This is a genomic window from Streptomyces sp. PCS3-D2 (assembly GCF_000612545.2).
Taxonomy (GTDB): Bacteria; Actinomycetota; Actinomycetes; order Streptomycetales; family Streptomycetaceae; genus Streptomyces.
Window position 1 is genome coordinate 4052833 of the sequence record NZ_CP097800.1, and the last position, 13434, is coordinate 4066266.

The 13434-nt window shown below is 73.2% G+C and carries 10 protein-coding genes and 2 tRNA genes; 7 read left to right on the forward strand and 5 right to left on the reverse strand.

Going from position 1 to position 13434, the window contains the following annotated elements:
- The first annotated feature begins 505 nt into the window (after positions 1-505).
- The 4 genes from AW27_RS17825 to AW27_RS17840 all read left to right on the forward strand — a co-directional run bounded on the left by AW27_RS17825 (position 506) and on the right by AW27_RS17840 (position 2217).
- Positions 506-580 (forward strand) — tRNA-Ala (locus AW27_RS17825).
- Between the two features lie 337 nt (positions 581-917).
- Entirely contained in the window at positions 918-1400 is a 483-nt protein-coding gene (locus tag AW27_RS17830) for a hypothetical protein (RefSeq protein ID WP_236647587.1), read from the forward strand.
- Positions 1401-1526: 126 nt separating this feature from the next.
- Positions 1527-1661: a hypothetical protein gene (locus AW27_RS17835; RefSeq protein ID WP_269084514.1), complete on the forward strand. Its 135-nt coding sequence runs from the start codon at positions 1527-1529 to the stop codon at positions 1659-1661.
- 40 nt (positions 1662-1701) lie between these two features.
- Complete coding sequence (locus AW27_RS17840; protein WP_037921283.1) at positions 1702-2217, forward strand: GNAT family N-acetyltransferase; 516 nt, start codon at positions 1702-1704, stop codon at positions 2215-2217.
- Between the two features lie 74 nt (positions 2218-2291).
- On the opposite strand, the gene AW27_RS17845 is transcribed toward AW27_RS17840, so the two are convergent.
- Positions 2292-3551 carry a hypothetical protein gene (locus AW27_RS17845; RefSeq protein ID WP_037920085.1) on the reverse strand — a complete coding sequence of 420 codons (1260 nt, stop codon included), beginning with the start codon at positions 3549-3551 and terminating at the stop codon, positions 2292-2294.
- Positions 3552-3852: 301 nt separating this feature from the next.
- Between AW27_RS17845 and AW27_RS17850 the strand changes: the two genes are divergently transcribed.
- Positions 3853-3926 (forward strand) — tRNA-Met (locus tag AW27_RS17850).
- Positions 3927-4386: 460 nt separating this feature from the next.
- Positions 4387-5406 (forward strand): M23 family metallopeptidase, encoded by a 1020-nt coding sequence (locus AW27_RS17855; RefSeq protein ID WP_037920083.1) that lies wholly within the window; start codon positions 4387-4389, stop codon positions 5404-5406.
- Here AW27_RS17855 and AW27_RS17860 read toward each other — a convergent pair.
- The 4 genes from AW27_RS17860 to AW27_RS17875 form a co-directional block, all read right to left on the reverse strand.
- The gene (locus AW27_RS17860) at positions 5315-6652 is read right to left on the reverse strand and encodes a PrsW family intramembrane metalloprotease (protein WP_037920081.1); all 1338 of its coding nucleotides are present in this window, start codon (positions 6650-6652) and stop codon (positions 5315-5317) included. The two genes, AW27_RS17855 and AW27_RS17860, sit on opposite strands and share 92 nt — an antisense overlap.
- Positions 6653-6695: 43 nt before the next feature.
- Positions 6696-7535, reverse strand: a complete 840-nt coding sequence (gene trmB / locus AW27_RS17865) for a tRNA (guanosine(46)-N7)-methyltransferase TrmB (protein ID WP_037920080.1) — start codon at positions 7533-7535, stop codon at positions 6696-6698.
- A gap of 102 nt (positions 7536-7637) precedes the next feature.
- Positions 7638-8840, reverse strand: coding sequence for an L-2-hydroxyglutarate oxidase (gene lhgO, locus AW27_RS17870; protein WP_037920078.1), 1203 nt, complete (start codon positions 8838-8840; stop codon positions 7638-7640).
- Between the two features lie 59 nt (positions 8841-8899).
- On the reverse strand, positions 8900-10600 hold the full coding sequence (locus AW27_RS17875) for an NsdA family TPR-like regulatory protein (protein WP_037920077.1): 1701 nt from the start codon (positions 10598-10600) through the stop codon (positions 8900-8902).
- 640 nt (positions 10601-11240) lie between these two features.
- Between AW27_RS17875 and AW27_RS17880 the strand changes: the two genes are divergently transcribed.
- Positions 11241-13430: an asparagine synthase-related protein gene (locus AW27_RS17880; protein WP_037920075.1), complete on the forward strand. Its 2190-nt coding sequence runs from the start codon at positions 11241-11243 to the stop codon at positions 13428-13430.
- Positions 13431-13434: the final 4 nt, after the last annotated feature.

Consider the following 13434-nt stretch of genomic DNA (forward strand, 5'->3'; position numbering starts at 1 on the left):
TTGGCGCCCCACCCGATCACTTCGGGTGGGGCGCTTCGCCGTACCCGGGGCGTCCGCCGGCCTGATGTGAGCCCGAGGTGAGCCCGGCGGTACGAACGGCCCGCCGCGGGACCAGCCCTACGGCGTCCTCGGCAGCCGGCCGCCGCAACTGCGCGGTGACCCCTGCCTGGTGGGTGGAGCCACCTGCCGTTTTCCTGCGTGCACACGCAGCCGGTGTCGACGTACGCCTCACCCCACGCGAGGCGCTCCCGCATCTGCCGCTTGCGGTGCCTCACACGCACCTTCACCGTCTCGGAGTCGAGGGCGACGACGTCGACCCCGCCCGGCGCGGCAGCAACGGCGTCGTGGCGTTCAGCGGCCGCCCGTACTGCTGCCCCGATGCCGCGACCGCCGAGCGGTGCATCGAGCATGTGCGCGCCGGCGACGAGCGGATGGGGAGTGAGGCGCGTGGCCCTGGGAAAATCGTTGGCCCCGCGGTGGGGCGGGATGCCTATGATCGCCGCAAGCGGGGTCGTAGCACAGAGGTAGTGCGCCTACACAGCATGGAGGAGGACGCCGGTTCGAATCCGGCCGCCCCGCCCTTCAGCCTTGAGGACCACGGTTCGTCGGCCGGCCGTCGAGAGGGCCGGCAGAGCCGCAGCCAATCGCCGCAGCTGCCGGAGACGCATGCCGCTCGTGGTGAAGCGTCCACCGGCCGAGGCAGCACGAGCATCGCGGCCGTGCCGCCGGCCCGAATGATCGTGCGGTCGATCGACATCAGGCGCAGCCAGGCGGTCGCCGCTCCCTGTGCCCACGGACTGCAGTACACGGTCAGCGGGCCGCGCAGCGCCATGGCCGTAGCGGCACGGACTCGCACACCCGCACGATAGGCTGCGCTGAATTGCCTGGTCAGCAGGTGCGTGGGTGCGGGAGTGGCTGTGTCTGAACACGATTCGGAGATGCTTGCGGCGCGGTGGTGGAAGTGGGCGATGTCGGCCCCGTCCGGACGCAGCCCTGTGGAGGACACCACGGGTGAGCACGCGCATTGGCGCCAACCGGCCGACGTCTGGTTCCTCGCAGGCACCTACGGCGGGAGGGTGGTGCGTCGCTGCACGGTCCCGGTCGACCGGCCGCTGTTCCTTCCCGTCTTCAACACGCGGCGCCTGGCCCTCGGCTTCTCTGCCGATCCCTGGCGCATGCCGGCATCGCGCGCCGAGGCAGACCTGAACGGCATCCCGCTGCCCCTCCACGAGGCGGCCTCGAAGCGATTCTTCGCCTCTGGCCTGCCCTGGGTTGCCTGGGGTCTTTGGAGCGCGATCGACCCCCTCGCACCGGGGGAGTACGTGTTGTCCATCAAGGCTCAGTCGGGCGATTTCTGGGTGGACACGACCTATCACCTGGAAGCCGTACCGTGCGGCTAGAACGGACGGACGCGCAGGTCAGGCCATAGGGGAAGGGAGCCCGCTGTGAGCTCGGACGCCTCGTACGACGTTGCGTACGGCGGTTCCCGGGGTCGCGGGCGGTGCGGGGATGCTGCGGTGGTGCTGGTGCAACGGATCGCTGAGGTGGCGGACAAGCCCCTGGTGCTGGAGCCGGATGACCGTCGGGTGGAGCGGGAGACCAACACCTGGTGGCCCAAGGTGGTGACGTTCTCCGTGTGGCATGACGCGCAGGCCGGTTAACGGGGTGAACGTCCTGGGTGGCGGCGGTAGCGTCGCCACCGTGACTCCGGTTCTCCGTACCGAACGCCTGCTGCTCGACCCGTACACCCCCGAGGACGAGGAGGCCTTCGTGGCCCTCTTCCAGGACACCCGGGTCTCCCGGTGGATGGGGGACGGCCCCGCCGCCGAATCCGAGGACCGTGCCCTGTTCGGGCGGGTCTTCACGAAGGTCTATGCCGAGGGCCTCTTCGACGTCTGGGCCGTGCGCAGGGACGGGCGGTTGGTCGGGCACGCCGAGATCAAGCGGACCGACGAGGTCGACGGCCACGAGATCATCTACGCCCTGGCCCCCGAGGCATGGGGATCCGGTCTCGGCACCGAGATCGCGGAGGCGGTCGTCGCGTACGCGTTCGCCCGGCTCGGGCTGACCGAGGTGCATGCCACGGTGGCCGCGCCCAACACCGCCTCCCTGGCCCTGCTGACCCGCATCGGCTTCGAGCACGTCCGCGACGTACGCGAGGACGACGGCTCCACCACCCGTGTCCTGACCCGCAGGCGCGAACGGGCCACCGCCTGACGGCACGCGCGCCCAACGTGAAGCGCCCCGCCCGAGGGATCGGGCGGGGCGCTTCGGGGTGTGGGGAAGTGCGATCAGACGTTGGTGCGGCGGCGACGGCCGAGCCAGACGGTGGCCGCGCCGAGCGCGACCAGGGCCGCGGCGAGGCCGGCGTACAGGCCGGTGGACGAGCCGGCGCCGGTGGCGGCCAGGGAGCCCGTGGAGGAGCCCGTGGCGGCCAGGTTGGAGTTGCCTGTGGTGGTGGCGACGGCCTGCCGGACGTCGGTGGTGGAGGACGGGTTGGGGGTCGGGGACGGGGTGGTGGTCGGGTTGGCGGTCGGGTTGGCGGTCGGCTCGGTCGGCGCCGGCTCCGTGATCGGGGTCAGCGGGAACTGCACCGGGACGGTCACGAGCGGCCAGGTGTTGCCCTCGGCCTGGCGGACCTCGGCCTCCATCGTGATCGTGGTGCGCCCGGTCAGCTTGGTGTGCTTGCCCAGGCTGAGGCGCAGCGGCTGGGTGTGGACGCCGGAGGCGGCGCCGAAGCCCTTGGCGATGAGCGGGAGCTCGTAGCGGCTGTCCTTGGGGCTCAGGTCCTGCCAGCGGCCGCCGATCAGGGCCTGGAGCCGGAAGTCGGCGTCCTGCTGGCCCGGGTGCGACAGGGTCAGGCTGGTGGCGAGGGCGGTGCCGAAGGTGCCGTCACCGGTGGCCTGGTAGTTCAGGTCCAGGTAGGCGCGCTGCTCCTGGCCGTCCTTGCCCGAACTGACCTGCTTGAACCACGTCTTCAGCTCGCCCGTCTTGATCCGGGGGTCGACCGTGAAGAGGTGGGAGTCGGCGCCGCCGGGAGCGACCGAGTTGTTGGAACTGGTGGCGGTGAGTCCGAAGTCGCCGTTGTTGGTGGGGTAGTCCGCGCCGAGGCCGATGGTGACCTTCCAGGTCATCGCGCCGTTCGCGGGGATGTCGAAGCCCGCGCCGGGCCGGCCGGCGGACGGGGAGAACTCACCCTGCCACTCGCCGTCCTGCTGGCCGACGTGGGACGTGGTCGCCGGGGCGTCCACCGCCTCGACCTTGAAGACGATGTCGTTCTCGGCGAGCCTGCTCGGCCCCTTCGGGTCCAGCAGCAGCCACGGCTTGTACTCGACGGCCTTGCCGGTCGGGTTCTTCACCGTGAGGTCGAAGGTCTCGGCGGCGCCGCCGCGGGTCAGCGGGCCGCTGGGGACGGGAGCGCCCATCTCCGTGCGCAGCACGGCATGGCCGTCGGTGGCGGGTGCGGCGGACGCGGCAGTGGCCGAGAGCGGCAGCAGAGTGGTGACGACGCCGGCGACGACTGCGATGGCTGCTGTGGTGCGAACGGACATGGTGGACTCCCCCCAGGAATCGCGAGAGCATCGGCGGAGCGCCGAGGCGGTTGGTGTGGTCTGTGTCGTCCGGCCGGTTCGTGATCCCCCTGGCCGCGGCGACAGATGAATCTTCACCCGGATCCGATCGCGGAATCATCCCCGCAGTGTCACCGCCGTGCAACAGAGATGATCTTGGTTCTCGGGTGCCGGCTTCAGGTCGGTTTTAGGTCTTTGAGCTGCGGCGATGTCGGCTTCGAGGCGGTCCGGCGAAGAATTGGCGAAGAGGTGCTCAGGGATGGCGTAGAGTTGTGTTCACCGACGCGGGGTGGAGCAGCTCGGTAGCTCGCTGGGCTCATAACCCAGAGGTCGCAGGTTCAAATCCTGTCCCCGCTACTCATAGCCGAAGGCCCGGCCCCCTTGGGGGTCGGGCCTTCGGCGCGTTCCCGGCCGCCGAAGGCTCGGCCCCTCCGCGTGTCCCACCGTCCTGACGGCCGCCGTAGGGCCGCCGCCATGCCCCGCTGCCGGGGTCGTGGCGGGCGGGCGGAGCAAAGATCCAATGTGACAGCGGGTAATGGAATCGCCGCTCTGTGCGAGCTGATTGACGGCCCATCATGGCGCTTTGGTGGCCGACGAGATGGCGTACTCGGCTGATTTTTGCCCGACTTAGCCGCTTTTTGAGTGAAAAGAGGTGGCCAAAGCAAGCCAGGGCGTGGTCGATTGCCAGGAACGATCAAGCGCAACGGCTTGGAATCACTCCCCCACTTCTATTACCTTTCGATAACGCAGCGCGGTCGTCCCGGCCGTCGCAAGAGACGGCACCGTGCGCGTGCGTGTCCATGAGGAGTGTGCCCCGGTGGCCTCCAACTCGCCCGCTCCTGAAGGCATCGAGATCCAGGATCCGCCCACCGCGGGTGCCTGGGGCGAGTGGAACCCCACCGAGGACTCGGTCCGTCCGGTGAAGGGCAAGCACCGCGTCGCCAAGCAGCGCGGGGGACTCGCCCGCAGCTCCACCGTGCTCGGTGTCGGTGTCATCGCGGCCGTCGGTGCCAGCGGCATCGCCACCGCTCAGGACCGGCCTCAGGTCGCCATATCCGTGCCCTCCCTCCCCGACCTGCTGACCGGCGACGACGAGCGCCAGAGCGGCGGAGATTCCGGCGAGGACACCGCACGCGGTGGGACGGCGGGGGTCACCACCCAGCAGGCCGACCGCGGCGCGGACGCCGGCGAGGTACTGCGCAACCGCATCCTCCAGCAGGCCGAGTCGCAGTACGAGGCCGCCGAGGCCGAGGCGCGCGCGGAAGCCGAGCGCGTCGCCCGGGAAGCGGCGGCCCAGGAGGCCAAGGACAAGCTGGAGGCGGCCCGTCAGGCGGCCGAGGAGGCCAGGGCCGAGGCCGAGGCGAAGGCCGCGGAGGAGGCCGAGTCCGCGAGGAAGGCCGCCGAGGCGAAGGCCGCGCAGGAGCGCCGCGAGGCCTCGGCCGGGAGCTGGTCCCTGCCCACCTCCGCCTACACCCTCACCTCGCACTACGGAGTCTCCGGCTCCATGTGGTCCTCCGGCCACCACACCGGCCTCGACTTCGCGGCTCCCACCGGTACGCCCGTCAAGGCGGTCGGTGCCGGGAAGATCACCTCGGCCGGCTGGTCCGGGGCGTACGGATACCGGATCGTGCTGGAGCTCGAAGACGGTACGGAGGTCTGGTACTGCCATCTCTCCTCGATGTCGGTGACCTCGGGCCCGGTCGGCGCCGGAGACACCATCGGCCGGGTCGGGGCCACCGGAAACGTCACCGGACCCCATCTCCACCTGGAAGTACGCAAGGGCGGATCGACGACGGACCCGCTGGCCTGGCTGGAGTCCAAGGGCCTGAACGTCTGACGGACGGCTCCGCGCGCCGCGGCCCGGGCAACTGCTGCGGCCCGCACGGGCCGGAGCGCGGCGGAAGCAGCTCCTCCATCGCCGCCGCCCGTGCCAGCGCGGGTCCCGCGGTCGCGCGGCTCCGCCACAGCCGCCGAAGCAGCTCTCCTTCCCGGCCCGCGAAGTCCGCCTCGCGCAGCGGCCCCCCGCGGCGCGCCCGGTGCCGCAGCAGCGCCAGGGCGAGAGCGTCCGCCTCGTACCGGGCCACCGCACGTCCGGCAGCCCGGCCCCCGCCGCGCCGTGCCAGCTCGCGGGCGAGCGACCGGGCCGGCACCGAGGCCAGGGCGGGTACTTCGGCGGGAGCCAGCCAGCCCGCGGCCGCGTACAGCGCGAGCTCCCCGGCCACGGCCCGCAGCCGGCTGCGCCGCATCCGCACGGCCAGCCACACCAGTAGCCCGAACAGCGGGACCATCACACAGCCGTAGACGACGTAGAAGCCGTGGTCGCCGAACTGCGAGGAGCCGTTCCACAGGGCGTGCGTCCCCATGGCGAGCGCCAGCCCGATCAGCGGCAGGCAGATCCTGCGCCAACGCTGCGCGCTGACCGCGGCCACGCCGAAACCCAGCCCGGTGAGCACCGTGAACAGCGGGTGTGCGAACGGCGACAGCAGGATCCGTACGAAGAAGGTCGCCGCGGTCACCGAGTCCAGGACGCTCGTCCCGTCGGCGAGGTCCTGCACGTAGGCGTTGCCGAGGTAGAGGATGTTCTCGGTGAAGGCGAAGCCGATGGCGGCGAAGCCGGCCACCACGAAACCATCGGCAGGGCCGGTGAAATGGCGTCTGCAGAACACGAACACCAGCACCACGGCAGCCGCCTTGGCGCTCTCCTCCACCACCGGGGCGATGGCGACCGAGCCGAGCCGGTCCGCTCCCGAGGGGTCGGCGGTCGCGGCGGCTATCCACCGGGTGGCGAAGTTGTTCGCCAGTATGGCGATCAGGGCGGCGGTGCAGGCGCCCCAGCCGAAGCAGAACAGCAGCTGGGACCAGGGCGCCGGCGCGGCCCGGCCCAGCCACCGGAAGGCCGCCATGAGCGCCGGCACCGGCAGCAGGGCCAGACCGAGGCCGACGAAGAAGCCCGGCGTGCCGGTCTGCTCCCGCACGAGTTCGAGGATGGCGATGCCGGTGGCGGCGAGCAGGACGAGGAGCACGCACGTGCGGAACGTGCCGGACGGACGACGCGCGAGAACGGGGCGGAGCGCTCGGAACACATCATGACCCTAGCGATCCGCTCGGACACGTGCGGTGACGTTGTCAGTTCTCCGTGCGACGGAAGAGCAAGTCGTGTACGACGTGCCCCTTGTCGAGGCCCTGCCCCTCGAAGCGGGTGAGCGGTCGGAAGTCGGGCCGCGGCGCGTAGCCGCCGTCGGGCTGGGTGTTCTCGAAGTCGGGGTGGGCCGTGAGGACTTCGAGCATCTGCTCGGCGTAGGGCTCCCAGTCGGTCGCGCAGTGCAGGACGCCCCCGGGTGCCAGGCGGGTGGCGGCCAGCGTGAGGAACTCGGGCTGGATCAGCCGCCGCTTGTGGTGGCGGGCCTTGGGCCACGGGTCCGGGAAGTACACGCGGATCCCGGCGAGCGCGTCGGGCGCCAGCATCTCGCGGAGCAGGATGATCGCGTCCCCGTTGGCGACGCGGACGTTGTCGAGGCCGCCCCGCTCGGCGAGGGCGAGGAGGTTGCCCTGGCCGGGGGTGTGCACGTCGGCGGCGAGGATGCCGGTGGCGGGGTCGGCCGCGGCCATCTGCGCCGTGGCCTCACCCATGCCGAAGCCGATCTCCAGGACGACCGGAAGGTCGCCGAAGAGCGTCGTGAGGTCGATGACCGAGTGGCCGTCGATGTCCAGGCCCCAGGTGCCCCAGAGCCGCTTGAGCGCCTCGCCCTGTCCGGTGGTGACCCGGCTGCGGCGGGGCTGGAAGCTCCGGATGCGCCGCTCGTGGTGCGAGCCGGCCGGGTCCGGCGCGGGGCCGTCGGGGAAGCGGGGCTCGGTGCGCCACTTCGGGGGCACGTACGAGTTCGCCTCCGGCGCGGCGTCGGCGGAGTAGTCGGCGACGGGGGCGTCCGGGACGGCGGGCGGCGTGGGGTTCAGGGACTCAGACACAATGCGCTGATTCTACGACGGGGGGTCGTGCCGGCGCCGCGCGAGCGGCGGGTGGGTCGGCTCCGGTGGCGGGGTGCTCCCCGGCGGCGGGGTGCGCTCCGATCAGGCCGCTGAGAGGGTGCGGAGGGCTCGGGTGGCGATTTCGCGGCCGATCGGGAGGGAGGCCGTTGCGGCGGGTGAGGGGGCGTTGAGAACGTGGATCGTGCGCGGGGCGTCGCGGATCAGGAAGTCGTCCACCAGGGTGCCGTCCCGCAGGACGGCCTGTGCACGGACGCCGGCCGCGGCCGGGTGCAGATCCGCCGCGGTGACGGCCGGCAGGAGGCGCCGTACCGCCCGGGTGAAGGCCTGCTTCGACAGTGAGCGGTGGATCTCGCCCGTCCCGTACCGCCAGTGCCGGGAGGCCATCCGCCAGGCGCCCGGCCAGGCCAGCTCGTCGGCGACGTCCCGCGGGCGCACCGTCGACCAGTCGTAGCCCTCCCGGGCCAGCGCGGGGACCGCGTTGGGGCCGACATGGACGCCTCCGCCGATGCCGCGGGTGAGGTGCACCCCGAGGAAGGGGAACGCCGGGTCGGGCACCGGGTAGACCAGGCCCCGGACCAGGCCGGGGCGGGCCAGGTCGTAGTACTCGCCCCGGAAGGGGATGATCCGCATGCCCGGGTCGTCGCCGGCCAGGCGGGCGATCCGGTCGCAGTGCAGGCCCGCGCAGTTCACCAGCATCCGGGCCCGGAAGACCAACCCGGACCTGGTGCGCACGGCGACCGCCGACGCGCGGCGCGAAACGAGGTCCACTTCGGCGCCGTAGACGATCTCCGCGCCGGAGGACTCCGCCAGCTGGGCGCTCACCCGGCCGTAGTCCACGATGCCGGTGCTGCCGACGTGGATCGCGGCCAGTCCCTGCACCTGCGGCTCGTACTCGGTGATCTGGGCCGGGCCCAGCTCGCGCACCGGAATGCCGTTCTCCCGGCCGCGCTGGACCAGGGCGTGCAGCCGGGGCAGTTCCTCGCGCTCGGTGGCGACGATCAGCTTGCCCGTCACCTCGTGCGGGATCCCGTGCTCCGCGCAGAACTTCACCATCTCGGCGGCGCCGCTCACCGCGAAGCGCGCCTTCAGCGAGCCCGGACGGTAGTAGATCCCGCTGTGGATCACACCGCTGTTGCGTCCCGTCTGGTGCCGGGCCGGGCCCGGCTCCTTCTCCAGGACGACCACCCTCGTCCCCGGAGCCAGGCGCGACAAGGCATGCGCCGTCGACAGGCCGACGATTCCGCCGCCGATCACCAGCACATCGCAGTCCACGCCACCACCCATGCCGACACCTCCCACCCCTGCATACTGCACCCCCGCACCGACAGCGGGGCCACGCGGGTCTACGCCGGAGCCACCAGGAGGGGCCGGGCCCGCTCGCGCAGCTCCGCGACGCGCGGCTCGTCACCGTAGGGTTCCAGGCGGTGCAGCAGGTCCCGCACGTATTCGGTCGTGCGTGCCGAGGAGATCCGGCCCGCCACCTCCACCGCCTGGGTGCCCGCCGCGCACGCCGCGTCCAGATTGCCCGATTCCAGCTCCGCGACCGCGCTGACGACCAGCCGCAGTCCGTGGGATCGCACGTACTCCTCCGTGGGCCGGGACAGCGCCTGCTCGGTGAAGCGCCGGACCTGCCGGGGGAGTTTGAGGTCCCGATAGCATTCCGCCGCATCCGCGGCGAACCGGTCGTATGAGTAGAAGCCGAGCCAGATCGGATCGGGGTCGCCCTCGCGGGCCCGCTCCAGCCAGCCCTCCGCGGCCCGCAGCGCCGCTCCGGCGGCCGTCGAATCGCCCGCCTTCGCGTGCGCCCGGGCCTCGACCAGCCGGAAGAAGCTCATCGTGCGCGCCGTGGCCAGGCCGCGGTTGCGCTCGACGGCGGCCTGCGCGAGGTCCACGCCCTCGTCCGGGAAGTCGCGGTAGGTCGCCTGGAGGGACATCGAGGCCAGTACGTATCCGCCGAGCGGTACGTCCGCGGCCGCGCGGGCCAGGCGCAGCGCCTGGATGTAGTACCGCTGGGCCGCTTCCTGCTGGCCGGTGTCGAAGGCCATCCACCCGGCCAGCCGGGTCAGTTCGGCGGTCGCGCCGAAGAGGGCGCGACCCACCTCGTCGGTGTACGAGCCCAGCAGCAGCGGGGTCGCGTCCACCCGTAGGCACTCGGGGACCATCGACGAACGCCAGTCGCCGCCGCCGTACTTGGAGTCCCAGCGGCGGGCGTCCTCGGCGGCCTCGCGCAGCTTGGCCACATCGCTGTGACCCACGCGCTGCACGTGGTCGCGCGGCGTTTCGGGGCCGGACTGCGCGGGCACAACGGTGGACGGCGGGCCTGCCGTCCGGCCTGCGGGAGCTGCCATCCGGCCCGTCGCCGGACCGGTCGTACGGCCTTCCGGGGAGGGTCGGGGGGCTGGCGCCGGTGCGTCCTGGGCCGGAGCGTCGTGAGTCGAGGAGGTCGCAGCCGCGGACGGGTGGCGTACCGGACCCGCCGATCCGGCCGGACCCGCCGATCCGGCCTGGGGCGCCGGAGGTACCGGGGTCGCCGGGCCTGTCGAGCCGGCCGGACCGGTCGAGGCCGCCGGCTCCCTCGCCACCGAGCTGTCGGCGGGAGATATCAGCCACCGCGACGCGGGCGTCGCATAGGCCGCCACGGAGAACGAGCCCGCGAGTGACTGCCAGATCCCGCCCCCGCCGCGCCGCCCTGCGAGGTCGAGCCGGTAGAGGTCGGTGGCCGAGCGCACGGCCGCTCCGACGTCGCGGGGGAAGGCCAGCCCCACTTCGGGCGCGGGGTCCGCGTCCGCCAGGCCGATCTCGTGCAGCGGCACCGGCCGCCCCAGTTTCGCGCCGATGGCGGCGGCGATCAGGTGCGGGGCCGCGCCCTGCGGCACCATGCCCTTCGACACCCACCGGGCCACCGAGGTCTTGTCGTACCGAAGCGTCAGGCCGCGCTGCGCGCCGAGGTCGTTGACACGCCGGGCCAGCCCGGCGTTGCTGATGCCCGCGAGGGCGAGGACGGCGCCGAGCTTCTCATTGGGCTCGCGGAGCTCCCTGGACATGCGCCACCCCTCGTCACACGCGGAACGCACACAACGCATACGCCGCCGGGGCATAGGCGCCCGGCATTTCGTAAACCCAGCGTAGTTCCCCGCCTCCCAAGCGTTAAGGCCCTTACTTCCGTATGGCGGGATTGTTGTCCGTTTGCGCGGTCCGGCCCGGGGCAGGCGGCAGGGGCGCACGTTTCCCCGCGTGCTCCGCCTGTGTGGCCGTGCGCCCGCCCGTGCGCTCTGGCCGGTCCGCGGGCCCGGCGATTCGATGTGCGGTGCGTGGGTCGGTCCGCCGGGTGAACCGGGGTGGGCCGGGGGACGCCGCTACCTCAATCCCCGCGGGTGGCGGAACGGTCCGGGGGGCGGATCACGTCTCCCGGGCCGCGCCCGGGTGCCGGGCGCCGACCGCGCGCAACGACTCTCCGGGCGGCCCAAGAATGGCCGAAAGTGACCTATAGGGCGGTGGGAACGGAACGTCAAATACCGTGTGGCCGGGGCGTATTCGTTTGCTTGTGCGCCCCCTATAACCCCTCTCGCACGCCTGTCCCGTGGCAGCATGGACCCGAGCCACCGGGGTCCCGCAGGCTGCGCCCTCAGCGCTGTCCGTGCTGCCCGTGCCCCGGTCATGTGCCCACAGGCTGGGGAGGCGGCGGTGCGCTGGTTGGTGGGGTGGAGCAGTATCGCCGCGAGCTTCGGCACGGCCGGCCGCGTCTCCGGCCAGGTTCCCGGCCACGGACCGGGCGGACACGGCGGCGCGCCCCTGGACGGCGGCATCGCCGACGCCGCCCACGCGGCCGACCCCGGTGCGGACGCGGAGCGCACCGTCCAGCCCGTCGGTGCCCAGCTGCTCTGGGGCGACCCCGACCCGCTCTGGGCCGTCGGCGACTGGCGCCCCGACGAGATCCGCATGGTCACCGCGGACCCCTCGGACCCCTTCACCCGGCTCGCCGTGCTCGGCTGCTGCGGCGCGACCGACGCCGAGCTGCGCAGGGCCCTCTACGCGGCCCGCGGCGGTGCGCTGCGCCACCTCACCCAGTGGTCCGGCAGCTACACCGCCGTGGTCCAGGCCGGCCGCCGGATCACCGTCGTCGGCGACCTCGCGGGCGCCCGGCCCGTCTTCTACACGCCCTGGGCGAGCGGGACGGCCTACGCCACCGCCGCGCTCCCGCTCGCCGACCTCATCGAGGCCCAGCTCGACATCGGCCATCTCGCCGCCCTGCTGGCCTGTCCGGACAGCCCGGAGGCACTGGGCGACGGCACCCCGTACGCGGGCGTCCGCCGCATCCCGCCCGGGCACGCCCTCATCCTGCGCGAGGGCTCCCGCGAGATCACCGGCTACGAGCAGGTGGCCTCGCTCGCCGTGGCCGCGCCCGAGGCCGACGCCGACCGGGCGGTGGAGGGCGTACGGGAAGCGTTGGTGGATGCGGTGCGCGCCCGGCTCACGGCTCCGCGGCATGCTCCCGACACCCGGCCACCGTACGATCCCGGCCCCGTGCCCGGCATGGGACCGGCCGACCGGCGTGCTGCCCGCGGCGCCCCGGCCCCCGGGGTGGGCGCCGACCTGTCCGGCGGCAGCGCCTCCGCGACGCTCGCTCTCCTGGCGGCCGGTCTGCCGGGTGCCCCCGGCAGTCTCACCAGCCCTGCCGGGGCCCGGCTGCTCGCGGTCACCTTCAACGACCTGGCCACCCCGCAGGGGCGCGAGGACGAACTGGAACGCGCCAGGGCCGTGGCGGCAGACCCGCGGCTGCACCACGTCGTGGTCGCCGCCGCGGCCGAGGCCCTGCCGTACACCGACCTGGACGGCCCGCTCACCGACGAACCCGGCCCCTCGCTGGTCTTCGCCGCCCGCGAGCGGCGCAGACTCGCCGCGGGAGCGGCCGACCACTTCACCGGCCACGGCGCCCGGCAGGTCCTCGACGCCCATCCGGCCCGTATGGCCGACCTCCTGATGGACCGCCGTCGGCGCCACCTGCTGCGCCCGGTGGCGGCGCTGGCCCGCTCCGCCTCGGCCGCCGGAGCGGCCGGGGAGTCCCTGCTGGTGCCGCTCACCGTGTACTCGGCGGCCCGCAGACTGGCCCGTACGACGTACCGCGCGGGCATGGAGGCCGCCGCGGCCAGGCTCCGCGAAGGCGGGGTCACCGAACGAGCCTCCGGCCCGGTGGACGCTTCCCTCGCGGCCCTGACCTGGTCTCGGCCGGGTCCGGCGGCGGGCTGGCTCACCGGGGAGGCGCTGGCGGAAGTATCGATCCGGCTGTCGGCCGCGGCCGGGCGGCCGCCGCTGTCGCTGCGGCCGGGAGAGGCGCGGGCGCGTTCCGCACTGGCCCGCCAGGCCGCCGACCACCGGGTCTTCGAGCAGGCCGTGGAGGTGCGCAGCCAGCGCCTGCACGCCCCCTTCCTCGACAACCAGGTCGTACGGGCTGCGCGTGCCCTGCCCGAATCCCTGCGCGTGCAGCCCGGCGCCCGAGCGGAGATCCTGCGCAGCGTCCTGTACTCGGCCGGCGTGCGCGAACTCCCGCCGGGCTGGGGCGCCACCGCGCACGCGCCGAACGAGACGGCAACCAGGCTGGGGCTGCGCGCCGCCCTGGGTGACCTGCTGGACCTCTTCGCCGCCCCGCTGCTCGCGGACGCCGGGCTGATCGAGGCCCGGGTCGTGCGCCAGGCCCTGCTCGACGCGGCCGACGGACGGCCGGTCCCGCTGGACGGGCTCGCGGAACTCGTCTCGATGGAGCTGTGGCTGCACCGGCTGCTGGCCCGGCGCGGCACCTGCTGGACGGGTACCTCGGCGGCCCGACGGAGGGCCGTGCCCGAGGGGGTTCCGGTGCACCGCCCGGCGCTCTCCTGACCGG